This window comes from Kaistella solincola (assembly GCF_000812875.1).
Taxonomy (GTDB): domain Bacteria; phylum Bacteroidota; class Bacteroidia; order Flavobacteriales; family Weeksellaceae; genus Kaistella; species Kaistella solincola.
Map to the genome: position 1 here is coordinate 1 of NZ_JSYK01000001.1, position 24038 is coordinate 24038.

The window sequence follows — 24038 nt, forward strand, 5'->3', positions numbered from 1 at the left end:
AGCGGCTACCCCGCAGGGCGGCGGCGGAGCGAAGCGGAGCCGCCAACCGAGGAGTAATAGCGGATAGCACGAAATGTCCGCCCCGAAAAAAAATGCCCAAACAACGCCAAATAAATATTGTAATTTTACCTGCTTAAAGCCCGGAATTTTTATGCCCGAAGTTTCTATCATCACGCCTTGTTACAATTCTGCGAAGTTTCTGCCGGAAACCATTTCGTCCGTGCTGAATCAAACTTTTTCGGACTGGGAATGGCTGATTACCGATGATTGCTCAAGCGATAATTCGGTTGAAATTATTAAAAAAATCGCTGATCCGCGGGTAAAATTAACGGTTACTGAAAAAAATGGCGGTGCCGGAAAAACACGGAATTTATCTTTGGAAAAAGCTACCGGCAGATTTATCACTTTTCTGGACGCGGACGATTTCTGGGAACCGAACTTTCTGGAAGAAATGGTGGCCTTTATAAAAATTGAAAACTGTGAAATTGCGTACTCAAATTACGCGCGCTGCGATGAAAATTTAATTCCAAAAATTGCCGATTTTAAGGCGGAAAAAATCGTAACCTTCGGTAATTTGCTGAAAACCTGCCGGCTTTCTTTGCTCAGTTCCATGTACGATTCCAAACGAGTTGGCAAAGAATATTTCCCAACCGACAGCAAGCGCGAAGATCATGTGATGTGGCTGAATCTGCTGAAAAAAATTCCCGTGGCGAAGCCTTTGAACAAAACCATGGCGAAATACCGCATGCACGGCAGCAGCGTGTCGCGCAAAAAAACAAATATTATGAAAGATCAATATTTGGTGTACAAAGACCACATGAAATTTTCTGTGGTTAAATCGCTGTATTTTACGGGAAACTGGGCGCTGAACGGTTTTCTAAAATATTCAAAAATATTTAACTGATGGAATTTTCTAAGGAATTTAAGGAAGCGATTTCCGCATTTTCGGGTAAGGAAAAAGATAAACTTATTTTTCGTTTGCTGAAAAAAGACCGGATTTTAGCGCATCGGCTGTATTTTGAATTGATTGATCCGGAAACTGCGGATGACAAAAGGCTGCAAATGCAGGATTTGATTATTAAAGAAGTTTCTGCGGGGGCAAAACGTTTCGGCAGAACGAAATATTTCCTCACGAACATCCGGAAAATCAGTTCTAAAATCACGGAGCACGTGAAGATTACGTCTGATAAATTTGGTGAAGTTTCTTTGAATTTAATGCTGATCAGCGAAACCTTGAAAAATAGTTCAAAAAGCGGCGACCAGTACAAACTTTATATTTATTTTCTGAATAAACTTTTCCGATCTTTGATTTTAACCACAAAACTCGATGAAGATTATTTTCTGGATTTGAAACCGTATTTCAATGATGTGAAATCACAGATTTTGGCAAATGATCATTTGGAAAAAATTACCCTGGATAACGGCTTATTTTTAAAATGGCTGAACCCGGAAAATATTCCCGACCAAATCGATTTGATTTATAAAGAGATAAAAAGCGAAGGTTTGCTGCGGTAAAAATTTGCCGCTAAATGCGGTGATTTTTAAGAACAAAATCTACGATATTTTCGGAAGCGTTTGGCTGGGAATTAATAAAATTTGCCGCATTTTCGCCCATTTTTTTCAAAAGAACATCATCATTCAGCAAACCTAAAAGATACGGCGCGGCAAAGAATTCGTCTTCAAAACATTTTCCGCCATTATGTGCGATAAGTCCATCAGCTTCCGGGTTTTTCCTGAATTGATCACCGAAAAATACCGGAATTCCATATGTTGCAGCTTCTAAAATATTGTGAAGACCTTTGGAATGAAAACCTCCGCCAACAATGGCCAGGTCGCCATAAGAATACAAATTGCCAAGCAAACCGATGCAGTCGATGATTAAAACCTGAATATTGGAATAACTCAGCGGGTTTTTATCCGAAAATTGGGAATACAAAAGCGCCGTTGGGAAAGTAGTCTGCAGCACCGAAACGCGTTTCAAGTCATGTGGCGCAATAATAATTTTAAGGTTTCGATTTTTCACCGAAAGTATTTCTGCAATCCGTTCTTCAGCTTCCCAGGAACTTCCGAAAATAACCGTTTTCTGGTCGCCAATAAATTCAGCAATGTGCGACACTGTATTATCGCGCTCTCGAAGCTGCTTCACTCTGTCGTAGCGCGTATCGCCCGCGGTTATGGAGTTTTTTAAGCCAATGCTTTTTGCCAGGGCAGAAGATTGCGTGGTCTGGTGAAAAAAGAAATCTACATTTTCCCGGAGCTGTTTTACAAAGCATTTCCCGTAAAATTTAAAGAAAACCTGCGTTTCGTAAAACAAAGCCGAAACCACATAAATTTCTGCGCCCTGCTTTTTCAGTTCATCCAGCAAATTGTACCAAAAATCATATTTGACGGTGAAAAAAATATCGGTTTTAAAGTTTGAAGTAAATTCTTTCACCCATTTATCGGTATCGAAAGGTAAATAACACACCGCATCGGCAATGCTTTTTTTGGTGATGATGTGGTCATAACCCGACGGCGAGAAAAATGTTACCAAAATTTTGTGCTCCGGAAACTCCTTTTTCAGTTTTTCTAAAACCGGCAAACCCTGTTCATATTCGCCTAAACTGGCGGCGTGCATCCAGATTATTTTATCGTCACTAGAAAACTTCGCTTTTACGATTTCGCAACTTTGGCGGCGACCCGCTAGCCCTTTTTTCAGCTTATAATTAAACACCGCACCGATTCTCATCGCGGTGATTAAGAGGCTGACTAATATGTTGTAAATGGTTTTCACGGTCCGGATTTTTCAGCAAAAAGTATGAAAATAGCTCCTAAAAAATTTAATTGTTCGGTAAAACATTTCGGATAAACCGAAGTTTATGCGTGTGTCTGTTCAGATCTTTATTGAAAATTCCGGTCGTGTCCAGTGCATCGATGCGTACTTTTCCAAATGCGTGAATGATTTCATAATGATTCAGCAAAATGCCGACGTGCACAATTTCGCCTTCTTCATTTTCGAAAAAAGCCAAATCGCCAGGTTGACTTTCTTCCACGAAACTTAAAACTTCACCAATCTCTGCCTGCTGATACGCGTCGCGCGGCAAAGCAATGCCGTGAACTTTATAAACCAGCTGAACAAGGCCGCTGCAATCTATCCCGAAAAAACTTCGTCCGCTCCAGAGATACGGCACATTCAAAAATTTCATCGCGGTTTCAATGATATTTTTTGGCTGCTCTACGGCAGGATTTTCTGCTTTTATCTCGCTTCCGATGGAAAGTAGAATTTCACCTTCGGATGTTAAATAATTTAAAAACGTTTCCTGAACTATTGTTTTATTTTCATTTTCTGAAATCTCGGAAATTTGCTGCGCATCCACCCAACCTTCATATTGGTCGAAATCCATTTGGATTTTTAAAAATTTCCCCTCAATTGCCAATATTTTTACCGTTTCGCCATAAAGCAGTTGAGAAGTCATTTCGGCACGGTGCGAAGGTTCGCTCCGTAATGCTGCGACGGAAACCGTGCAAATTCCTTTGTTCATAGTGAAAACAGTTATTTTTTACGGATTAAATGTACGCCGTCGCGCAAAGGTAAAATTACATTATCGAAATCCGCGTCTTTTGCAACCAGTTCGTTGAGTTCTTGGATGACTTTCGTAGATTTCTGTTTTGGGTTATCTTCAAGGATTTTTCCGTACCACAGCACATTATCAAACAGAATTACACCACCACTTTTCAGCTTTTTTTTCAGCAGGTTGAAATATTCAACATAACTTTCCTTGTCCGCATCGATAAAAATAAAATCGAAGGTTTCATCAGTTTTTTTCAAAAATGTTTTTGCGTCTTCTAACTGAAAATTAATCTTAGAAGAAAATTCGCTTTCAGCAAAATATTTTTTCGGCAAATACGCGAGTTCTTCATTAATGTCTAACGTCGTGATTTTCCCTTCAGCAGCTAAACCTTCGGCGAGGCAAAGTGTGGCGTAACCGGTAAAAGTCCCGATTTCGAGGATGTTTTCCGGTGAAACCAATTTGGAAATCAGCGAAAGAAATCTGCCTTGCAAATAACCGGAAATCATATGCGGCTGCGTGGTTTTCTGAAAAGTTTCGCGGCGCAGATTCTTTAAATTTTCCGGCTCCGCGGAAGCATGATTTTCCAGATAACGGTCAATTTCGGGGCAATTTTCTTCGAAAAAACTCATCTCCAAATTTTATTTAAAACCAAATTTAAGCATTTTAAACAAAAAAACGCTGCCAGAATAGGTATTCTGGCAACGCTTTAAAAAATCTCAAAAATGAAATGTATTAATTTTTTACCGGCGCAATGTCCATTAATTTCATAAATTCATCCAGTTTCGGCATGATGATAATTTCCGTTCTGCGGTTTTCAGCACGTCCGGAAACTGAAGCGTTTGTTGTTTTCGGGTTGTATTCGCTACGTCCGCCAGCCGTAATTCTCGCTGGGTTTACACCAAATTTAGTCTGAAGAATTTTCGCCATAGAAGTCGCTCTAAGTGCAGAAAGATCCCAGTTGTCTTTTGGTAAAGTTGAAGAATTTAAAGGAACATTATCGGTGTTACCTTCAATTAAAACTGAATACGTATCGTAATCATTAATTACCTGCGCAACTTTTCCAAGAACGTCCTGAGCTGCCGGCAACACATTATAATCTCCTGTTTTATACAGCATTTTGTCGGAAAGCGAAATCATTACCACGCCTTTCAAAACTTTCACCTGTACGTCGTTATCCGCGATGTTATCCAGTGAACGTTTCAGCTTGTTGGATAAAGCAAGGTTCAGACTATCATTTTTCGCGTTGGTCGAAATCAGTTGTTTGATGTATTTGTTAGAAGAATTAATTTCTCCAATCAGTTCGGTGATGTTTTTAGAACCTTGCCCTGTATTCGCCAAACATGCATCAAGAGACGATTTCAGTGCGTCATTCTGACCTTTCAAAAGCGCATTTTCACTGGCCAAACCGGAATTAAGACTTTTCAAATCCTGAATTTCACGCTGTCTTTCACCTACGTTGGTGATACATTGGTTATAATTTTCATTCAGGGCATCAAACTGTTTCTTGCTCACACAAGAGGTCATCATTAAAGCCGCTCCAAGAACGACACCTAATTTCGCTATTTTCATAATAATTCTGTTTAATCAACCAAAAATAGAGAAATCGTTTTGAACAGAAGAATTATCTTTGCTAAATATTCCTTAAAATAACCTTAAAGTTGCTAAATACAACCACTTTTCAGCAATCTCTGCAGCAAATTGCACCGGATTTCGAAGCCAAGACATTTTTGTTGGCGGTGAGCGGAGGCGGCGATTCCATGGTGCTTTTGAAGCTATTTTCAGAATTGGATTTGAAATTTGAAGTTTCGCACGTAAATTATGGTTTACGCGGAAAGGATTCGGACGCGGATGAGGAAATTGTAGAAAAAACCTGTAAAAAGCTCGGTATTTTTCTGCACGTTTACCGCGTTAGCGAAAAAGATCAGCAGCCGGAAAATTCAATCCAGGAATGGGCGCGCGATTTACGCTACAATTTTTTCAATAAAATTAAAGAAGAAAGAAAGCTCGATTTCACGGTGACGGCACATCACCTCAATGATCAGCTGGAAACTTTTCTTATTAATCTCTCAAAAGCTTCCGGAATTAAGGGTTTAAGCGGAATTCCTGCCAATAATAATAAAATTCTGCGGCCGCTGCTGAGCTTTTCTAAAGAGGAAATTTACGCTTTCGCGGAAAAAAATGCCGTGCTTTTTCGGGAAGATTTATCAAATCAGAAAAATGATTATTTGCGCAATTTTATCCGGAATGGAGTTACGCCGCAGCTTTTAAAAATTAACGAAAATTTCCTGGAAAATTTCGGTAGAAGCTTACAATACCTCAACCAAAGCGCTGATTTCATCGAAGAAAATCTGGATAAAATCTGGACAGAAATTTCGGTATTAGAAAACGGAAAAATCCTGCTGAATAAGGCGGAATTTTTTCATCAAACCAGCTTTGTTCAGTTTGAAATTCTGCGGCGCTACAATTTCAATTCAAAAAAAGAATTTGCTAAAATTTTGGCCGCTGAAACCGGAAAAAAATTCATTTCAGAAAGTCACGTGCTCAGCGTTGACCGCAAAGATTTCATCATCACCACAAAAGAAGATGAAATCGAAAAAGACGAGGAAGTTACTTTAAAAAACGAAAAAAAAGCTGCTTTTATCCCCGAAAAAATTAAAACAGAAATTGAAAAATTCGGCACTTTCAGCTGGAATTTTAGTTCAGAAAAAATAAAATTTCCGTTAAAACTGAGACATGCAAAAAAAGGCGACGTTTTCCATCCTATCGGGATGATAGGCAAAAAGAAAATCGCTAAATTTTTTAAGGATGAAAAATTGCCTATTTTAGCGCAGCAAAAAATTTGGCTTTTAACCGACGGAAAAGACGATATTCTGGGAATTCTTCCCTTTCGCCAGGACCGCAGATTTGCAGCGAAAAAGTCTGATGCTGAATGTTTTAACATAAAAATATAGTGTTTTCCGCAGAACACCAAAAAGTAATAAGTAGAAATGAAATTTAAAAATTGGCTGATTTTGGCCGTTCTTTTCCTTTTTCAGGGAATCACGGCGCAGATAAAAGATCCTGTAAAATTTAAATACAACATTAATTCCCTTCCCAACAACGAATATGAAGCAGTTTTAACCGCCACCATCGAGAAAAACTGGCATATTTATTCCAAAGATTTACCGCCGGATTCCGGGATTCCTACCGAAATGTTGCTTTCGAGCAAAGAAGGTATTCAGCTGATCGGCGGCGTTACTGAAGTCGGTAAAAAGCACGATGAATTCTCCGAAGCTTTTGGTGCACAAATCGTTTATTATTCGGATTTGGTTTTATTCAAACAGAAATTCAAGCTTAAAAATAATGCAAAACCCGCGACTGTAACCGCCGAAATTACATACCAGACATGTAACGACCGCGTTTGTCTTGCGCCGAATACGCTGGAATTTGAGCAAAAAATTACGCCCACAGCGACCGGAGTTGCAGTGGTTTCACCTGAAGAAAGTGCAGCTGAACCGACTTCGACAGAAACCGCAACCGAAATGGATTCTCTTCCGGCGACAGGTGAAGTTGCCACGACTGTTTCACCGATAAAAGTGGAACAGGAAGGTTTAAAGGTTACTTCACTGGATTTTAAAAATCCGATGACTGATTGCGGAGTTGAAGCGCAGGAAAACAATGAAAATTTCTGGACGTATCTACTTCTCGGCTTTTTCGGTGGACTTATTGCCTTGCTTACCCCGTGCGTATTCCCAATGATTCCGCTTACGGTTTCGTTTTTCACTAAAGGCTCGAAAGACAAAGCGAAAGGCAAGCGCGACGCTTTTATTTACGGCTTTTTTATCCTGCTTATTTTCGTTTTGTTAAGTGTGCCTTTCCATATTATTGATGGAATTGCCGGAAATATTTTCAACCAAATTTCCACGAGTGTTTGGCTGAACGTAGCTTTCTTTATTATTTTCCTCTTTTTTGCGGGAAGTTTTTTTGGCTACTACGACATCACTTTACCGAGTTCCATTGCGAATAAATCTTCAAAAGCGGAAGATGCCGGCGGAATTGTTGGTATATTTTTTATGGCGCTGACTTTGGTCATCGTGTCATTTTCCTGTACCGGACCGATTTTAGGAAGTTTACTGGGAAGTGCCGTGACAGGTTCAGCAAATATCCCGATGTTGCTGACGTTTGCTCTGGCAGGATTTGGATTAAGCTGGGCAATCGTTTTCGGACTTTTAGCGCTGTTTCCTCAAGCTTTGCAAAGTCTGCCAAAATCCGGCGGCTGGATGAACACCGTAAAAGTTGTTTTAGGATTCATCGAGCTTGGACTTGCTTTGAAATTCCTGTCGAAAGCGGACTTGGTTTCGAAAACCTTCTTCTTGAAAAGAGAACTTTTCATCGTCATCTGGATTTTAATCGCGATTGGTTTGGTGCTGTATTTATTTGGGAAAATAAGATTTCCGCATGATGATAAAAAACCTAAGATTTCGCTTACGAGAAAAATTATTGGTTTCCTCGGAATCGGTTTTATTGTTTACCTGATCCAAGGTTTATTCCCGGCGGAAAGACCGACGCTTCAACATTTAAGCGGAATTTTGCCACCGATTAACGTGAGTTACCTTCACAAAGAAGAAGATGGAATCTTAGGAATGCATCCGTCGCACGATTATTTTGAAGCGATTGAAATCGCGAAAAAAGAAAACAAACCGTTGCTTATTGATTTCACCGGTTATGGTTGTGAAAACTGCCGTAAAATGGAAGAATTCGTCTGGAGCGAACCGGATATTTTACCAATTCTGCAAAACGAAGTGGTTTTGGCGTCACTTTATATCGATGACAAAGAAGCCTTGCCGGAAAGCGAGCAAACTTCAATCGATATGGGTAATGGCCAGAAAAAGAAAATTAAAACCATTGGCGATAAATGGAGCTTGTTCCAGCAAATTAATTTCAATAACAATTCGCAGCCGCATTACGTACTGGTTTCGCCGGACGGAAAAGTCATCAACACTCCTGTTTCCGGATATATGCCGAAAGAAGATTTCAAAGCTTTTTTAACTTGCGGAATTGAATATTTCAAGAAAAATAAATAAAGAGCTTATAGCTAAAAATGAAAAAAACCGACGTTTCAGTCGGTTTTTTTGTGATATGAATGACAAATCTTCATCTAGCCCGGATTGAACGGCGTGTCTGAGCTCTTTTTGGCGGCGGCTTCGCCGCCGCCAAAAAAAGCGAGTAGTGAAAGCCGGTACAAATCTTCGAAGAATGTAAAATCTTGTTGCTTCTAAAAAATTACGGATTTGTTACCGGAACGCTGCTGAAACCAATCGAAGTTTTTACTGAAACATCGGTGGTTGGAGACTGTTTCAAGACGTAAACAAATCTTTGCTGTACCGCGCCGGAACGCATCATCGCGTCTAAAGTTTGTGAAGTGTTGATGTCCAGCGACAAAGTATTTCCAACATTATCCGGAATGGATTCACGCGACGCAACTAAAACTTCGCCCGAACTTCCGCCGGAAAGATAAACTTTCACCGAGGAGAAAATTCCCATGCTAGTGTTTGAATCTACGGAGAGACTCGCGTTGGTAACTCGGATGTCTTTCACGTTTGCACCTGCGCCTGTAAGCTGATTGATGCTTTGCGCCGGCGAAACGGTGGACAATGTGGTATTAACCGGCGAATTTGCCGTAACCAAAACCGTAGCGGTGTACGGAAAAGTGTTCTGTAAAATCGAGGAAACGGTGCTACAAGCCGTAAGTGATGCTGTGGCGGCCACTGCGGCAAAAAATAAATTTTTCATAGTATAAATTTTGGATTGTAAAGCCTAGCCACAGAAATTATACCAACGATTGAAATTAACAGAACATTAACCTACTTCAGGAAAACGGAGAATTCCCCTGTGATCTCACCCGATGCCATATTGCTTTTACCGATAAGCAGCCAAATTTCGCCTTTTTGTGGGATTTCATAGGTAATTTCGCGGCCGAAAGGTCCATCTAAACTGCCGTCGGGCAACCTGATTTGGTTAAAGCGGATATTCATTTTCGGATTTTCGGGCGAAATAGCACCGAAAATTTCCGGACGGTTGAAATTTTTTATTTTAATGATGTATTCCTGGTTTTCAGTGGTGAATTCATCGTTAAGCGTGAGCGGCAGCATATCAGCGCTGATGGTTTTGGTGATTTTGCCGTTTTCTACAGTGCGAAAAGTTGGCGAAACCTTCGGTGCTTTTTCCGGAATTACCACGATACCGCTATCTGGCGCGGGCGTTGGTTGCGTGTCTAATGTAGCAGGAATTGTAGTTGAATCGCCGGTTGTAGAAGTTTCGGAAACGGTTTCTTTTTGGTTGCATGACATGAGCAAAAGCGTGGAAATTAAAATTGCGTTTTTCATTTTAGTTAAATTTGTGGTAATAAATGATTTTCGATAAAAACGGTTTACGTTTTTCCTCTGCAATCTTTTTTTCAAGTTCTTGTGCCAGTTTTAAATCACCCTTTTTTACAGCAAATAGTAGTAATTGTTTTTGATTAAAATTTACGGACCGTAAATGATAATGAAGATCAAAATTGTTCTTTTTCAAATTCTGCGAAGTAAGAAAAGCACCCCAGTTGAAAAAACTGGAAACCAAAATTGTTCCGTAAAAGTACCAAACCATATGATTGAAAATATAGGCATTGGCCTTATTATTTTGAATTTTAAGAAAGGTGGTTATCAAACCGATAATTGATAAAGTCAGAAAAGCGAAAACTGCCAACCTTTTATAGGTGAATCCAAGATTGAGGACATATTCAGCATTTTTTGCGGCGGCTGAAAGAATTAAAACGGCATTTAAAAAAATCCAGGTTTTAGTAAGAGTTATTAGATATTTTGAATTACGGTCAACATTTAAACCTTTTTTAAAATAAAACATAATCACCAAAACCGCCATCACGACAGACACAATCACCGCATACACCCTATTGTGGGTTTCGGCGGAAAGCTGCGATGGCGTTTTAGAAATTTCCACAAATTGCTCGTAATTAAAGGTAATAATAAAAATAAGCAACAAAACATTCAAAGCGGTAAAAGAAATAATTCCGCTTCTCACTTCGGTATTTAGATCCAAAAACGGAAAAGCAGGTCGCGTGTTTTTTGGTTCGCTGGAAAATTCATTTTTGAGATGATGATTTAAAGAGTGAAAAAACTGAGGAATGTGGAAATTCCAAAAGTTGAACGCCAAAAACAAGCCTAATACGCCCAGCACAAAAAATTGCCAAAAGTTGAAATCAATTTTAAAATCCAAAAAGACAGAGGAAAAATGTTCACTTCCTAAAGCGTAAACGCCGACAAATGCTACGATCAAAAGCAAAGGAATGAGCACCACTGCAATTACTTTTTTGAAGCTTTCCATCCGGTCATTTTTCGGCAACCAATCTTCGAACTGTAAAAAACGGTAAGGAAAGGTAAAAAAATTTAATACAAAAACCGGAATGACTAGAATGTTCCGTAAATCCTGACGTTTTTTCTGAAATGCCAATAAGAAAGCAGAGGTGAAAACCGCTAAAAAAGACGCAAAGTCACCAAACCACGCAAATGCCATACTGGAAAATACAGTAGTTGCAAACAATACTAAAAATATGGGGTCTCGCCGCTTTTCAGGTGATGTTACTAGTGCGAGCACGGCATAGAAGATTCCCAAAATACCCAAATTAAGTCCCAAATCTTCACCATAAAAAATGGTTACAAAGAGTACGGTGGAAAGCAAAATAAGCTGGTGTGTTTTCATGGTTTAATTTTTTGTGGATTCTGATTGTCCTATTTATTTCAAAATTAAAAAACAAATATAGTCAAAGTGCTTTGTATCTCAAAGCGCAATTTTAAAAAAAAGGGTTTACTTACCCAATAATTTTTCAAGTCCCGATAAATGTTCCCGGAACGCCTCTTTACCAGACGCGGTTACGCGGTAAGACGTCTTTGGTTTTTTTCCGACAAATTCTTTTTTAACTTCAATATATTTTGATTTTTCTAAGGCCGTGCTGTGACTTGCCAGATTACCGTCTGTGATTTCCAGCAGGTTTTTCATCTCGGTAAAATCAACCCATTCGTTCACCATCAACACCGACATAATGCCAAGTCTGACGCGACTTTCGAATTCCTTGTTGAGTTTATTGATGTTTAGCATTTCCTGAATTTAATATAATGTGCTGATGTGCGCTAACCGGTAAGATTTTAAAGTAACTATTTGATAAAGCAAAAATCAGCTGCTAAAAGCGGTTTTTTTTTACTTTTTTAAAGTTATTTGTACTTTTTGTACATCACCGCACCGTACACGATGTGTAAAATACCGAACCCTACGGCCCAAAAAACCAAACCCCAGCCGAGGAAAAACAGCGACAGCAAACCTAAAATAATCTGGCAATAACCCAGATATTTAATGTCATTCAATGTGTGCTTTTCGGCGTTTACCAAAGCTAAACCGTAAAAAATAAGCGTAGCAGGCGCAATAAACAGCAATAAACCGTGATACAGCAGTGCGAAACAGAAAACAGCACCTGCAAAAAGCGGAACTGCGAAATCAGAAAGCATCCGCCGGGTGGTTTTATTCCAAATCGGTTGGTTGATTTTTTTGCTTTTACGGTTGGTGAAAAAATAGCCGCTAAATACCGCCAAAAGCAAAATCACCGCACCAATAAGCGCAAGCTCCGTAATAAGCTCCGTGCTGAAAACATTTTTTTTACCGTCGAAATAGCTGATGTTATTCTGCTGCAGCACGAAATGTATGTAAATAGCGCCGACAAGCGCAACTACGCCAGCGCCAATACCGGAAATTCCGCTTAAAGAAATAAAGCGCGAGCTGCGTTCCATCATCGAGCGGATGTGCGAAAGATCGTCGTGATAATTTTTTGATTCCATAAAAAAGCACTTTGAACGTCAAAGTTATAAATTTCCGCGCAGCGGCAAAATCTATTTAAATATTTTAAATTCCTAATTCTAACCAAATTTGGGTCGAAAATTGTAAATTAAAATAATAATGGTGAAAACTTAATTTATTTCGAGCAAAACCTGCTAAAAATCTCGTTTTAACCGCCGATAAAAATATTATCTTTACGTTTTATTATGAAACAAATGTTCACTAATCTAAGACATAATTTGGAGCGCCAATGGTTTGGCGTTCTCACCAGAATGGGCGCAAAACTAGGGATTCCGGTTTCCAAACTGCGCGTATTTTTCATCTACTCCACTTTCGCCACCGCCGGCGTTTTCTTTTTAATTTACCTGGGTCTTGCTTTTACACTTTGGGTAAAAGATATGTTTATCACGCGCCGACCGAGCGTTTTCGACCTGTAATTCTCTACTTTAAATGGAATATTTAGAAATCAGTCAGCACGATGATTTTCGTGCTTTGGAAATATATAAATCGTACTGCGAGACCTTTCCCGCGGACGAACAGCGCAGTGAAAAGCAGTTCCGCGGACTTTTTATGAACCCGAAAGTGAAAGTTTATTCGGTTTTACGCGAGCTCGAAAACATCGGCTACTTGATTTGCTGGGAAATGACGGATTTTGTTTTCCTGGAACATTTTGAAATTTTTTCAGAGTTCCGCAGCAAAAAATATGGTTCTGAAATTCTTGCTGATCTGTTTAAAAAGTATCTGCACATCGTTCTCGAAGCCGAACCGTCAGATTTAGATGAGGACGCAAAACGCAGGATTTCTTTTTACGAACAAAACGGTTTTAACATCATCGATGAGAATTATGTGCAGCCGCCGTACGATGCAGGCAAACACGCGCTGAATCTTTGGCTTCTCGCGAACTGGAAACCCGAAAAAACCGACTGGATCAAGGAGGAAATTTACGATGTGGTTTACCGCTGATATTTAGCAGTTTGCTTAAAAATAAGCTGGTAAAAAATAAGCTGCTAAAACGGGAAAATTACCTGAAATAGCAGCTAATTTTATTTGTCACGAATTAATCGACTTCATATTCCAGTTTGATGGTAATGCTGGCTTCCTTTTCTTTGGATGAGGTATTGAATGTTCCGCCGTAGGAAAATTCCTCGGTGGAATTCGGTTCTGTAATCTGCGTGACTCCCATGGTTGCTTTTTTAAGATTACCCAACTTTGCGCCAGCGTTTTCAGCAATTTTCTCCGCGCGATGTTTCGCGTCTTTTGTAGCATCGGCAATCATCTGTTGTTTAACATCCGCGAGTTTGGTATAGAAATAATTCGGTGGTGATGAGGTAAATTCAATGCCAAGGTTGATAATTTCGGTGATATTTCTGGATAAATTTTCGATTTTCGCCACATCTTTACTATCAATTGAAACGCGCTGTGAAAGCCGATAACCATTGAAAGTCTGCTGGCTACGCCCCATATTATCAGTGGAATAATTAAACTGTTTCTGAATATCTACCGCAGAAAATACCATCTCGTTTTTCGGAATTCCCTTTGATACCAGATAATTCTCGATGATTTTTTTATCGTTGGCCAGCTCGTCGTAAGCGGTTTTCAGCTCAAAACTGTTTCGCGAAAAATTTCCGTTCCAGGCGATAAGGTCAGAGATAAATTTTTTGGTTCCAAGTCCGGTAACCGAAATGGTGTTTTCGGATTTGTTCCGGTTTTTAATGGCGCTGCCCAAAAGTGCTAAACCGATAATAAAACCTAAAGCTGCAATGGCAATAGCGATGATATTTCTGCTCATGATTTTCGTTTTTTAAAGCAAAACAAGTTAAGAATTAAAGAAATACAAAAAGGAAAATTTTGCCAAAACAGGCGTGAATTTTTAACGGTTTAAAAATTTTGGTAAGGTTTGCTCGAAATAGAGCAGCACTTTTGACAGATTTCTGGCTTTTACCGCGCGGGAAATTTCAGGTTCAATACCCAATGAAAACTGCACGAAAGCTTTGCTTTTTTCCGGCGAAATACCAAGTTCGGTGAAATAGCTTTCATCAACGCGAGCCAAAATCCAGGCGATATTGTCCTGCATATCTTCGTAACGGTATTCGGTTTTCATGCGGCGCGCATCGCCGCTGAGTAAATCATACACCGCCTGTGGACTTACCGCCAAATTTAACAAATTCCCGACAACATCTTTTTTAAAATCTGCTGGTTTTTCGCGTGGTTTTTCTGGCGGCAGCGGCACACCGATTTCCTGCTGCAGTTGAGAAATCCGGTCTTGTTTTGCCAGATTTTTGGAATCCTGCTGAATGTCGCCGGTTAAGCGCACTATTTTCACCTCTTCGATTTCAGCGGCGTCGCGCGCAAGTGTAATTATCAGTTTTGAATCGAGATCAGCGGCGCTGATGATTTTTGAACTTCGCTCAAAACCTGCACGCACAAAACGAAGTTCCTGACCGGCAATTGCATCAATAGAAAATTCTCCGGCTAAACTGGTGTAAATTTTCTGTTCCGTCTCCATATTGAAAACCAAGGTTGCAGGTAGCGCATTTCCGTCTTCATCGCGCACAAGACCGGTGATTTTCTGGGAAAAAAAATTCGAGAAAATAAGGGTAAACAGCAGCAAAAAAATCCGAAACATTAAAAGCCGGTTTTATGCGTTTTTACGTATTGCTGATACGCCAGTTTCATCTCGTTTTTTATCGCTTCAACATCGAAAGTTTTGCGGTATTTTTTTGCTAAAGAATAAGAAGCATCTGCGTAAATTAGGAATTTATCGATCTGCTCTTCGTCCCAGCCCTGGGAAGTGTAAAAGCTTAAATCGATTTCGTTTTTTACGCGGCGGTAGAAAGCCTGAGTTTCGGCATAATTGGCAGTTGTAGGTCCGGACTTTGCCGCCTTGTTCGCAAGGCCGATCAGCGCAGCAACAGCTTTGACAACGTCGACCTGTCCTGCGCTGTAATTAGGGCCCGCAAAAGCGGATGGTGTTGTAAGTTTTGGTGCCACTGTAGCGGATGGTTTGCGCATATAAGCGTCAAGAGAAGCATTAAGCGCCACAACTTTCGCCGGCTGGTCCAAAGAGCGCACATCTTTGCGAAGGTTTCCGGTAAACTGAGGTTTCAGCTCAACTTCGGCAATGTCATAAGGTGATTTATACAAAATAACGTTCAGCGGTGCTGAAAAATTCTGCGCTGATACTTTAACCGAACTCCGGTCATAGCCGCCTTTTATAAAGCGCAGTTCGTCGTAGCTTTTCGCTGCAATCATAAAGTTGCCATAACGGTCTGAAAGTATTTTTTCTTCGGATCTGATGTTGTAGACCACAACATCTTCCAGCGCGTTATCAAACTCCGAGGCGATTTTCCCAAAGACATATTGCTGAGAAAATGCCGCGGCGGAAATGGTGAAGAAAAAGAGAAAAAATAGTTTTATTTTCATACAGCTTATTTGCGTAAAAATAACCTGAAAATCACCTGCTGCAACGGTTTTAGGATTCTGCGATAAAAGTTTAATTCTTTTTAACCGCATTTGTGATATTTTTAAGATTTCGGCAATTGAAATTTGTTAAAAGTCTTAATTATTAGCTGTCTATCGGGCATTTTTTTTTGAAAAAAAGGGCGAAATAGCAGGTAAAATTTATTTCTGCTGTTCGGGCGCGAGCGAAGCGAGCGCCAATTTCCGCTTTGAAAAAAAGGTTATAGAGCAGGTAAAATTTGACGACCCTTAGAAAAGGTGCGAGATCCGCGTAAGGGATTGCAGTGGAAATCCCGGACCGCCGCGGCGGGGAGGAATTGCAACGGAAAGCCCGACCTGAAGGTGGAAATGGGAGCGAGCGAAGCGAGCGCCAATTTCCGCCGAAAGGTTACGCCCAAATTACCACTTGCAATACGGCAAAATATTTGCTTATCTTTGCAGTCTTATATATTGGGGTTGACTGGTTTCGACAGCAAGATCAATGGGTAAGTAAGCATGCAGAGAACCGTAGCGCGATCTCTTTAATCCCTTGCTACAAAATTTTAACTGGCGACCAAGAGTTTGCTCTTGCTGCTTAATCCGAATCATAGTAAGATTTAGCGTTCTCCCGAAGACAGTACGGAGGCAAGATATCCCACAGAAGTTCTGTTTCGCGACGTCTGATTTTGGGGTATAGCAATGCGGAAATAAGGTTTTGGAGGCTTCGGCCAGAACTCGAAAAAATTAGAAGCTAAGGTAAAAGTTGGGTGTCTGCTCTCTGCTTTTACACGAAAACCAATAGCAGAATAAGCATGTAGAAATCTTATGTGTTGCTTGTTTGGACGAGGGTTCGAATCCCTCCAACTCCACTCATTAAAATTATAACCGATTGTTTTTCAGTCGGTTATTTTTTGCGCTCAACTTATTTCCAGATTTTAAAATTCAGTAAAAATTTCTTCTTCTGGATTAATGTGCGCCAATCGATAGCGAGAATTAGAAGAGCGCTTTCACCTATATTATAAATTCAAAAAGAAATCCCCAATTAAGGGGATTTTTTATTTAAAATCGAAATGTTATAATTGCGGTCCTGCAGCAACTAATTTTCTGCCTTCTTCATTATCGCAATACTGCTCGAAATTTTTGATGTATCTCGCAGCTAAATCTTTTGCTTTTTCTTCCCAGTCAGCAGCGCTGGCGTAGGTTGAACGCGGATCAAGAATTCCTTCAGAAACATTTGGTAATGCTGTAGGAATTTCAAGATTCATAATCGGAATCATGGTTTTTTCTGCTGAATCGATGGAACCATCGATAATCGCATCAATAATTGCACGCGTATCTTTCAGTGAAATTCGTTTTCCTGTACCGTTCCAGCCTGTGTTTACCAAATAAGCTTTCGCTCCGTGCTCTTTCATTTTTCCGATCAATGTTTTCGAATACATTGTTGGGTGTAACGTTAAGAACGCTTCACCAAATGCTGGCGAAAATGAAGGTTGAGGTTCTGTAATTCCTCTTTCCGTTCCGGCTAATTTTGAAGTATAACCACAAAGGAAGTGGTATTGCGCCTGATCGTCATTCAACACTGAAACCGGTGGCAAAACACCGAAGGCGTCCGCGGATAAGTAAACGATCTTTTTCGCATGTCCGGCTTTTGAGGGCAAAACAATTTTGCTGATATGATAAATCGGATAGGAAACGCGCGTATTTTCTGTAATTGAATTGTCTTTGTAATCTGCTTCGCCGTATTCATTAACCACCACATTTTCCAGCAATGAATCTCTTCGGATTGCTTTAAAAATATCCGGTTCTTTTTCTTCTGAAAGGTCAATTACTTTCGCATAACATCCACCTTCGAAATTGAAAACGCCGTTATCATCCCAACCGTGCTCATCATCACCGATCAAGTATCTTTTCGGATCAGCAGAAAGTGTAGTTTTTCCTGTTCCGGACAAGCCGAAGAATAACGCAACATCACCGTCTTCACCTACGTTTGCAGAACAGTGCATTGAAGCCATCCCATTTAACGGAAGGTAATAATTCATCATCGCGAACATTCCTTTCTTCATTTCACCACCGTACCATGTTCCACCGATAATCTGCATTTTTTCAGTAAGGCTGAACATTACGAAATTTTCAGAATTTAAACCCTGCTCTTTCCAGTTCGGGTTGGTGGCTTTGGAACCATTGATCACTACGAAATCCGGTTCACCAAAATTTTCCAATTCATAAGTAGAAGGACGGATGAACATATTGGTCACGAAATGTGCCTGCCACGCAACTTCCATAATGAAACGGACTTTTAAGCGCGTGTCCGGGTTGGTGCCACAAAAAGCATCAACCACATATATTTTTTTTGATGAAGACAACTGGCTTAAAACCAATTCCTTACAACTTTGGAAAACTTCCGGCGTGGTTGGCAAATTTACTTTACCATCCCAGTGAATTGTATCTTTGCTGATGTCATCTTTTACAATGAAACGGTCTTTCGGTGAACGGCCGGTAAAAATCCCGGTTTTTACGGCAATAGCACCAGATTCAGTGAGAGCGCCTTTTTCAAAACCTTTATTTTTAGGTGATAATTCTTCGGTAAACAATTCTTCAAAAGAAGGATTATAGGAAATTTCTTCGTAGCCAGAAAGCCCTAAGTTTTGCAGTTGTTCGGTAATTTTGTTGTTCTTCATTTTACTTTTTATATCAGTTTTGGGTAAAACACAAATTTAATGATTAATGTTAAGTAAGAAGTTCTAAAAATACTGATATTCATCAGAAACTCCAAATTAAGTTTAATCAGCTAATTATGTGCGTTTTGCGCAATTAAATCTTTAAAATTGAAAATGGTAGAAAAACCCTTTTCGCGAAAATAGGCCTCATAAGCGGGGAATTTTTGGCTCAGCACAAAATCGCCGCCCCAGGCGCCCAGACTTTTCAAAAATACCGGGCAGTCCGGGAAATGTCTTTCTTTTACGGTTTGAAGTCCAAGAAAGTTTCCAAGTTTTTCTTCATGAAAAATCATTAAAGCTGAAAATTCTTCAAGCGTTTTTGCCTCTAAAACACGGTTTGTAATTTCGGAAAAATCATCGATTATAACAGGTAATTTTTCTTTGCTGCGGTATAGCGAAATGCCTTCGCGGCTGTCCTGTTTTTTATTGAGGTGAATGAAAATCAACTCATCCTTAAAACTTGGATTAAATTCGATTTTTTGTACGAATTTTTCCGGCTTATTTCGGTAAATTATTGCAGATTTTTCCTGCGCCACCGCAATGTCGTAACCGCTTCCACCCAAACAGTTTTCATTCAGTTCATATGCATCAACGCCGCTCCATCGCGCCAGATTATTCATCAAAGTAGAACTGCTTCCCAAACCGAAATCCGGTGGAAACTGCAGGTTGGTAGTGATTTTGAAAGACAAATCAGAATTGAAAAAAGCAACAGAAAGCCGTTTAATTTCTGCAATTACCTTCAAAATAAATTCTGCCGATTTCGGTAAATTTGTGCTTTTTAGCGTCAAATTTTTATAATCGATTTCAGCATCTAACCACGGTTGTACCTGGTGCAGCGCCGTCCAGTAAATCATTGAATTTCCGTCGGGAATTTCTTCAACAAAAAACTCCTGCCCCATTTTTGTTGGAAGAGCAAGAGCTAAAGCGCCGTCTAGAACGACATATTCGGAGGTGAGCAGTAATTTTCCGGGTGAAAAAATCGTACTCATTTTGGTTTAGATTGCAGATGAAACAGTAACGTCGCTGTTTATTTTTTTAATCAAACCCTGAAGCGTTTTTCCGGGACCAACTTCCACAAAAGAAGTCGCTCCTTTTTTGATCATATTTTGCACACATTGCGTCCATCTGACAGGACCGGTAAGCTGCGCGATAAGATTTTTCTTAATTTCTTCCGGATCTTCAACCGCCACGGTGGTAATGTTTTGGTAAACATCCATGGTCGGTTTGTAGAATTTGGTATTGTTAATAGCTTCCGCTAGTTTTTCCTGCGCCGGCAACATTAATGGTGAATGAAAAGCGCCGTTTACCGGTAGCAACAAAGCGCGTTTAGCACCGGCATTTTTTAAATTTTGGCAAGCAAGTTCCACCGCTGCTGTTTCACCGGAAATCACGAGTTGCCCGGGACAGTTATAATTTGCCGGAACAACAATTCCGGGTGTTTCTTCGCAGATTTTTTCCACGATTTCGTCCGCTAAACCTAGAATTGCCGCCATCGAACTTGGGTTGGCGTCACAGGCTTCCTGCATGGCTTTTGCCCGTGTGGAAACCAGTTTCAAACCATCTTCAAAGCTTAAAACTCCGTTCGCTACCAAGGCAGAAAATTCTCCTAAAGAATGGCCCGCCACCATGGTTGGCGAACTTCCGTTCACGGCTTTCAAAGCTGCTACGGAATAAATAAAAATAGCGGGCTGGGTAACTTCGGTTTTTTTCAAATCCTCCTCTGTTCCGCGGAACATCGCCGAGAGAATATCAAATCCCAAAATATCATTGGCAGAGTCCATTAAATCTTTGATGTCTTTACGGGAATTGTATAATTCCGTTCCCATACCGACATATTGTGAACCTTGCCCAGGAAATACAAGTGCTTTCATATATTTTTTTACAGATCGATTAGAAATTGATTCTAATTAAATTTTTAATTTCTTTATGGAATTAAGCGAACTACGCGGTAACCTTTGTTAACGTAAGCACCGGATTTGGTTTTTTCAAATTCGAATTTGGTCGCGAGCTGTGTCTGAACTTTGTTCATTTGCTTGAAAATTTCACCTTTTTTGTTTTCGCGGCTCAGCATATCGTTCACCACATCAAAACCTATTACGGCGTATTTCGATGGCGTTTTACAATATTTAGCCTTATAAGCAGCTAAAATTTCTTTTTCAAAATCGCCATCCGTATCAATTTTTCGGTCCATCAAATAAACCAGACTGCTTTGGCTGAGTTCATCTACATTTTTCTCAAACAGCGGCGAATAGTACATACTGAAAGCCTTCATGCCGGAAACTTCTTTGGAAATATCCATTAAGCGGTTGGCAAAAGCATCGCCGGCAGCTTCATCTTTATTCAGCAAAATCGAGATTACCGGTGCGGCCTGTCCGGTCATCATATTTTTATCCGGCTGAATGTCTGCAGAAGATTTCACCACTGTGATATTTGGATTTTTCAGCGTTTTTTCCAGGTTTGTGCGCATATATTTGGCTAAAGACTGGTCAGCATCTGCCACAATATAAATTTTCTGGTCAGAATACGCATCTTTCACCTCTTTTACCAAACGGTCTACGTAAACCATTTCATTGGTTTCAATGATGATTAAATTATTGTGAACCAAAAGATCATCAGAATTTGCAAATGGCGCTACAACCGGAATTTTTTGCGCTTTTACATAATCTAAAGCTTCCAGTACGCTGGATTTAAAGAACGGCCCGATAATTAAATCGGTGTTCGATTGGTTGATTTGCGTCAGCGAGTTTTTAAAACTTTTCTCATTCCCGGCATCAATTACTTTAATGTCGAGTTTTTTACCGCTTTTCGCGTTGCGTTCAATTGCTAGTTTTGCACCCGCAAGGAAATCAAGCGAAAGATTTCTGTATTTGGAATCGTTGGTATCAAAGCCGAAAGGCAACATCAAGACAACGTTCAACACGTCGCCGGATTTTTTCACGTAGACGTCATCCAGTTTTTTGATTTTCAAAACCATTCCGACTTTTAAGCCTTGGCTTAAATTCGGATTCAAACGGATCAAGTCATCAAGCGTAACACCAAATCTGTTTAAAAGACCGAAAACCGTGTCACCCTGTTGCACCACGTAAGTCACATAATCGTCGGCAATCGTCGTGCTTGTGGTATCGTCTGAAGTTGTAGTATTTTGATTTATTCCCTGCTCTACGGCTGTTTTTTCTGCAATTTTATTTTGAACAGAAATCACGTCGCCGGGCTGTAAACCCTTCTGTTCCAAACCTGGATTCAGTGCAAAAAGTTCCTTTTGGGTCAGATTAAATTTGCGCGTAATCTTATAATAATTGTCTTTTGGCTGAACGGTGTAAGAATTTCCATCGTTACTTTCAGCTACTGAAGTTTGGGTATTTTCAGCGACAACAACATCATACTCCGGTGTTTTTTCTGTTTCAACAGCCACGGCAACAGGCGCAGCATCACCAAATTTTTGGATGGAAGCCAACGGTAAAATCACTTCATCACCAATTTTCATGTGTGAATCGAGTTCCGGATTTAATTTTCTTAAATCCGCTTCGGAAATCTGGTATTGTTTGGTAATACCGTAAATGGTTTGCTTAGGTTTAAGCACAATTTTACCTAATTTATCGGTAGAATAAACTGTTTTTATGTCCGGTTTTACCGACGATTTTGAAACCACCAAAACATCGCCGATCGCCACTTTACCATCCTTTGCAAACGGGTTTAGTTTCACCAGATCGTCCACGGTCATGCCGTATCGCTTCGCAATATTAAAAGGAGTATCGCCCTTAATTACGGTATGCGTTTTTTGCGCAGAAAGCGAGGTAAATACCGTGAGGCCGGCTAATAGAAAAAACTTTTTGATCATCTTCAAGATAAATATGTACAAAAATACTGCTTTAAAATTAAATAGTAAAAATTATTAATTCAGACTTTTTAACGTCCATTTCGTCGTAACAAAGCTCCAGCCATTCGCGCCCGAAATCCGCGTAGAACACCGAAAAATTGTAAATGCGCTCCTGCCAGGTGTTTCCCGAATGAATAGTTGAAAATAGATTTTCAAGCCTTTCCATTTTCTCCGACTGCTTGATTTTTTCGGCTCTTAAAAGCCGTTTTTTCATGCGGCCGAAAGATTTCAACTGCCGCGTTTCTTCCGCTTCAACCAGGTTTCCGAAAGTTTTTTCGGTAAGTGCAGCGCGTTTTTTTAAATCATTAAAATGATTTTTTAAAACTTCTTCCTGCTGTTCCAAAAATGGTAAAATCTCGTTTCCGCTCAGCAAAATATTTTTGGTTACAACGGCGAAATTTTTGAAAAAATCTGCCGCTTTAAGGTCAAATTTTTCAATTTTGCTTAAAGTTTTTTCTTCCAGCATCAGCATGGAATTTCTCGGAATTAAAACCGGAAACGGCAAACTAATTTCAGCAAAATAATCTTTAAGCTCCAGCCAGTACATTATTTCCGCATTTCCACCGATGTACGCTAAGTTAGGAAGCACCGTTTCCTGATAAACCGGACGCATCAAAGCATTTGGGCTGAAACGTTCCGGATGATTTTCAAGTTGGCTTAAAATTTCATCTTCAGAAAAATTTAAGTTTTTATCGACGATTTCAAATTTTCCGTTTTCGAAAACGATTCTGTCGCGGGTTTCCGAAAGGTAAAATAAATTAATGTCGCGAGGATTCACCTGAACTTTGCCATATTTTTCTGACAAAAAAGCCACTATTTGGGCGGAATTTTTATTTAAATCCTGCTTCAGAAGTTCTTCTTTGAAAACTGGTTTCATCAAAGATTTTAAATCCGTATTATCGCCGTCCAGCGCGAGTAAACCATATTCAGAAAAAATTTCCTGAACGATAATTCTGGTTGCTTCGCTTAAAGTATTTCCTTTTTTGTAGGCTTTTTTCAGCAATAAAATCAACTCAGTTCCAAAGACGGAATCTTTAAATTCTTCCTCAAACTGCGAAATGAAAAAAGTGTCTTCAATTTTAATTCTACCCACTGCGCCGCCAGATTTTCCGCCAATTTCATAGTAATTTTCGGTGGTTTTAAAATGGTTGATTTCATCAAAATCATGATCTTCAGACGCCATCCAGAAAATGGGAACAAAGTTCGACGTCGGAAATTTCGCCTTTAAAACTTCCGCTGTTTTTATGGTCTGCAAAATTTTATAAATGAAAAATGCAGGCCCAGTAAAAAGGTTTAGCTGATGACCAGTTGTAACAGTGAACGTATTTTTTGCCGCTAAAAGGCCCAAATTTTCCTGTTGCTTTTCAGTTAAGGTAAAATCTGAATATTGCGCTGCCAGAACATCACACAAAATTTGCCTGTTTTTGCCGGAAAAATTTTCTGCTTTTAAAGCGATCTGCTTTTCCATATTTTCAAAATTAAAAAATTGGCCTTCAAAGCCGGGAATTTTTTGCGTGAGAAAATCCTTGATAAGCACAGGAATGCTGTCAATTTCTAAAAAAGGAATGTGTGCAACTTTCTTCAAAATAGCGT

Annotated in this window: 23 protein-coding genes and 1 other RNA gene; 7 read left to right on the forward strand and 17 right to left on the reverse strand. The window is 39.8% G+C overall.

Annotated elements, in window-relative coordinates:
• Window positions 1–151 precede the first annotated feature (151 nt).
• Window positions 152–904: a glycosyltransferase family 2 protein gene (locus OA84_RS00005; RefSeq protein ID WP_039340528.1), complete on the forward strand. Its 753-nt coding sequence runs from the start codon at window positions 152–154 to the stop codon at window positions 902–904.
• Window positions 904–1515 carry a hypothetical protein gene (locus OA84_RS00010; RefSeq protein WP_039340550.1) on the forward strand — a complete coding sequence of 204 codons (612 nt, stop codon included), beginning with the start codon at window positions 904–906 and terminating at the stop codon, window positions 1513–1515. The genes OA84_RS00005 and OA84_RS00010 overlap by 1 nt, the downstream gene beginning before the upstream one ends.
• Window positions 1516–1525: 10 nt before the next feature.
• Here the strand turns inward: OA84_RS00010 and OA84_RS00015 are convergent, their stop codons facing one another.
• The 4 genes from OA84_RS00015 to OA84_RS00030 all read right to left on the reverse strand — a co-directional run bounded on the left by OA84_RS00015 (window position 1526) and on the right by OA84_RS00030 (window position 5120).
• On the reverse strand, window positions 1526–2773 hold the full coding sequence (locus OA84_RS00015) for a 3-deoxy-D-manno-octulosonic acid transferase (protein ID WP_039340553.1): 1248 nt from the start codon (window positions 2771–2773) through the stop codon (window positions 1526–1528).
• 46 nt (window positions 2774–2819) lie between these two features.
• Window positions 2820–3521: a C40 family peptidase gene (locus OA84_RS00020; RefSeq protein ID WP_039340556.1), complete on the reverse strand. Its 702-nt coding sequence runs from the start codon at window positions 3519–3521 to the stop codon at window positions 2820–2822.
• 11 nt (window positions 3522–3532) lie between these two features.
• Window positions 3533–4180 (reverse strand): O-methyltransferase, encoded by a 648-nt coding sequence (locus OA84_RS00025; RefSeq protein ID WP_039340559.1) that lies wholly within the window; start codon window positions 4178–4180, stop codon window positions 3533–3535.
• Between the two features lie 103 nt (window positions 4181–4283).
• A complete protein-coding gene (locus OA84_RS00030; RefSeq protein WP_039340562.1) occupies window positions 4284–5120 on the reverse strand; it encodes an OmpA/MotB family protein in 837 nt (278 codons plus the stop codon).
• 89 nt (window positions 5121–5209) lie between these two features.
• Between OA84_RS00030 and tilS the strand changes: the two genes are divergently transcribed.
• Together tilS and OA84_RS00040 are read left to right on the forward strand one after the other, a co-directional pair.
• The gene (gene tilS, locus OA84_RS00035; protein ID WP_039340564.1) at window positions 5210–6502 is read left to right on the forward strand and encodes a tRNA lysidine(34) synthetase TilS; all 1293 of its coding nucleotides are present in this window, start codon (window positions 5210–5212) and stop codon (window positions 6500–6502) included.
• 36 nt (window positions 6503–6538) lie between these two features.
• Window positions 6539–8614, forward strand: a complete 2076-nt coding sequence (locus tag OA84_RS00040) for a protein-disulfide reductase DsbD family protein (RefSeq protein WP_039340566.1) — start codon at window positions 6539–6541, stop codon at window positions 8612–8614.
• Between the two features lie 199 nt (window positions 8615–8813).
• Here OA84_RS00040 and OA84_RS00045 read toward each other — a convergent pair whose 3' ends face one another.
• From OA84_RS00045 to OA84_RS00065, 5 genes are all read right to left on the reverse strand, one after another.
• Window positions 8814–9323 (reverse strand): hypothetical protein, encoded by a 510-nt coding sequence (locus OA84_RS00045; protein WP_039340568.1) that lies wholly within the window; start codon window positions 9321–9323, stop codon window positions 8814–8816.
• 71 nt (window positions 9324–9394) lie between these two features.
• Window positions 9395–9916: a hypothetical protein gene (locus OA84_RS00050; RefSeq protein WP_039340571.1), complete on the reverse strand. Its 522-nt coding sequence runs from the start codon at window positions 9914–9916 to the stop codon at window positions 9395–9397.
• A 1-nt stretch (window position 9917) separates the two neighbouring features.
• Window positions 9918–11288 carry a DUF4153 domain-containing protein gene (locus tag OA84_RS00055; RefSeq protein WP_039340574.1) on the reverse strand — a complete coding sequence of 457 codons (1371 nt, stop codon included), beginning with the start codon at window positions 11286–11288 and terminating at the stop codon, window positions 9918–9920.
• A 105-nt stretch (window positions 11289–11393) separates the two neighbouring features.
• Entirely contained in the window at window positions 11394–11684 is a 291-nt protein-coding gene (locus tag OA84_RS00060) for a winged helix-turn-helix domain-containing protein (protein WP_039340577.1), read from the reverse strand.
• A gap of 113 nt (window positions 11685–11797) precedes the next feature.
• The gene (locus OA84_RS00065; protein ID WP_039340580.1) at window positions 11798–12415 is read right to left on the reverse strand and encodes a hypothetical protein; all 618 of its coding nucleotides are present in this window, start codon (window positions 12413–12415) and stop codon (window positions 11798–11800) included.
• Window positions 12416–12628: 213 nt separating this feature from the next.
• Here OA84_RS00065 and OA84_RS00070 point away from each other — a divergent pair, with 213 nt between their 5' ends.
• On the forward strand, window positions 12629–12850 hold the full coding sequence (locus tag OA84_RS00070) for a PspC family transcriptional regulator (RefSeq protein WP_039340995.1): 222 nt from the start codon (window positions 12629–12631) through the stop codon (window positions 12848–12850).
• A gap of 13 nt (window positions 12851–12863) precedes the next feature.
• A complete protein-coding gene (locus OA84_RS00075; RefSeq protein ID WP_039340583.1) occupies window positions 12864–13376 on the forward strand; it encodes a GNAT family N-acetyltransferase in 513 nt (170 codons plus the stop codon).
• A 94-nt stretch (window positions 13377–13470) separates the two neighbouring features.
• Here the strand turns inward: OA84_RS00075 and OA84_RS00080 are convergent, their stop codons facing one another.
• The 3 genes from OA84_RS00080 to OA84_RS00090 all read right to left on the reverse strand — a co-directional run bounded on the left by OA84_RS00080 (window position 13471) and on the right by OA84_RS00090 (window position 15836).
• Complete coding sequence (locus tag OA84_RS00080; protein WP_039340585.1) at window positions 13471–14202, reverse strand: SIMPL domain-containing protein; 732 nt, start codon at window positions 14200–14202, stop codon at window positions 13471–13473.
• Between the two features lie 81 nt (window positions 14203–14283).
• Entirely contained in the window at window positions 14284–15039 is a 756-nt protein-coding gene (locus OA84_RS00085; protein ID WP_039340587.1) for a carboxypeptidase-like regulatory domain-containing protein, read from the reverse strand.
• Window positions 15039–15836, reverse strand: a complete 798-nt coding sequence (locus OA84_RS00090) for a hypothetical protein (protein ID WP_039340998.1) — start codon at window positions 15834–15836, stop codon at window positions 15039–15041. Before OA84_RS00090 ends, OA84_RS00085 begins: the two co-directional genes overlap by 1 nt.
• A 488-nt stretch (window positions 15837–16324) precedes the next feature.
• Between OA84_RS00090 and ssrA the strand changes: the two genes are divergently transcribed.
• Window positions 16325–16723: a transfer-messenger RNA gene (gene ssrA / locus OA84_RS11285) on the forward strand.
• Window positions 16724–16924: 201 nt separating this feature from the next.
• Here ssrA and pckA read toward each other — a convergent pair.
• The 5 genes from pckA to bshC form a co-directional block, all read right to left on the reverse strand.
• A complete protein-coding gene (gene pckA, locus OA84_RS00100; RefSeq protein WP_039340591.1) occupies window positions 16925–18529 on the reverse strand; it encodes a phosphoenolpyruvate carboxykinase (ATP) in 1605 nt (534 codons plus the stop codon).
• Between the two features lie 110 nt (window positions 18530–18639).
• Window positions 18640–19557, reverse strand: a complete 918-nt coding sequence (locus OA84_RS00105; RefSeq protein WP_039340594.1) for a GYDIA family GHMP kinase — start codon at window positions 19555–19557, stop codon at window positions 18640–18642.
• A 6-nt stretch (window positions 19558–19563) separates the two neighbouring features.
• Complete coding sequence (gene fabD / locus OA84_RS00110) at window positions 19564–20439, reverse strand: ACP S-malonyltransferase (protein WP_039340596.1); 876 nt, start codon at window positions 20437–20439, stop codon at window positions 19564–19566.
• Window positions 20440–20492: 53 nt separating this feature from the next.
• Complete coding sequence (locus OA84_RS00115; RefSeq protein WP_039340597.1) at window positions 20493–22406, reverse strand: amino acid ABC transporter substrate-binding protein; 1914 nt, start codon at window positions 22404–22406, stop codon at window positions 20493–20495.
• Between the two features lie 37 nt (window positions 22407–22443).
• On the reverse strand, window positions 22444–24030 hold the full coding sequence (gene bshC / locus OA84_RS00120; protein WP_039341001.1) for a bacillithiol biosynthesis cysteine-adding enzyme BshC: 1587 nt from the start codon (window positions 24028–24030) through the stop codon (window positions 22444–22446).
• Between the last annotated feature and the right edge of the window lie 8 nt (window positions 24031–24038).

Coding starts and splice junctions, on each gene's coding strand:
- OA84_RS00005 (WP_039340528.1), top strand. CDS start 152: ATGCCCGAAGTTTCTATCATCACGCCTTGTTACAATTCTGCGAAGTTT.
- OA84_RS00010 (WP_039340550.1), top strand. CDS start 904: ATGGAATTTTCTAAGGAATTTAAGGAAGCGATTTCCGCATTTTCGGGT.
- OA84_RS00020 (WP_039340556.1), bottom strand. CDS start 3,521: ATGAACAAAGGAATTTGCACGGTTTCCGTCGCAGCATTACGGAGCGAA.
- OA84_RS00025 (WP_039340559.1), bottom strand. CDS start 4,180: ATGAGTTTTTTCGAAGAAAATTGCCCCGAAATTGACCGTTATCTGGAA.
- OA84_RS00030 (WP_039340562.1), bottom strand. CDS start 5,120: ATGAAAATAGCGAAATTAGGTGTCGTTCTTGGAGCGGCTTTAATGATG.
- OA84_RS00040 (WP_039340566.1), top strand. CDS start 6,539: ATGAAATTTAAAAATTGGCTGATTTTGGCCGTTCTTTTCCTTTTTCAG.
- OA84_RS00045 (WP_039340568.1), bottom strand. CDS start 9,323: ATGAAAAATTTATTTTTTGCCGCAGTGGCCGCCACAGCATCACTTACG.
- OA84_RS00050 (WP_039340571.1), bottom strand. CDS start 9,916: ATGAAAAACGCAATTTTAATTTCCACGCTTTTGCTCATGTCATGCAAC.
- OA84_RS00055 (WP_039340574.1), bottom strand. CDS start 11,288: ATGAAAACACACCAGCTTATTTTGCTTTCCACCGTACTCTTTGTAACC.
- OA84_RS00060 (WP_039340577.1), bottom strand. CDS start 11,684: ATGCTAAACATCAATAAACTCAACAAGGAATTCGAAAGTCGCGTCAGA.
- OA84_RS00065 (WP_039340580.1), bottom strand. CDS start 12,415: ATGGAATCAAAAAATTATCACGACGATCTTTCGCACATCCGCTCGATG.
- OA84_RS00070 (WP_039340995.1), top strand. CDS start 12,629: ATGTTCACTAATCTAAGACATAATTTGGAGCGCCAATGGTTTGGCGTT.
- OA84_RS00075 (WP_039340583.1), top strand. CDS start 12,864: ATGGAATATTTAGAAATCAGTCAGCACGATGATTTTCGTGCTTTGGAA.
- OA84_RS00080 (WP_039340585.1), bottom strand. CDS start 14,202: ATGAGCAGAAATATCATCGCTATTGCCATTGCAGCTTTAGGTTTTATT.
- OA84_RS00085 (WP_039340587.1), bottom strand. CDS start 15,039: ATGTTTCGGATTTTTTTGCTGCTGTTTACCCTTATTTTCTCGAATTTT.
- OA84_RS00090 (WP_039340998.1), bottom strand. CDS start 15,836: ATGAAAATAAAACTATTTTTTCTCTTTTTCTTCACCATTTCCGCCGCG.
- pckA (WP_039340591.1), bottom strand. CDS start 18,529: ATGAAGAACAACAAAATTACCGAACAACTGCAAAACTTAGGGCTTTCT.
- OA84_RS00105 (WP_039340594.1), bottom strand. CDS start 19,557: ATGAGTACGATTTTTTCACCCGGAAAATTACTGCTCACCTCCGAATAT.
- fabD (WP_039340596.1), bottom strand. CDS start 20,439: ATGAAAGCACTTGTATTTCCTGGGCAAGGTTCACAATATGTCGGTATG.
- OA84_RS00115 (WP_039340597.1), bottom strand. CDS start 22,406: ATGATCAAAAAGTTTTTTCTATTAGCCGGCCTCACGGTATTTACCTCG.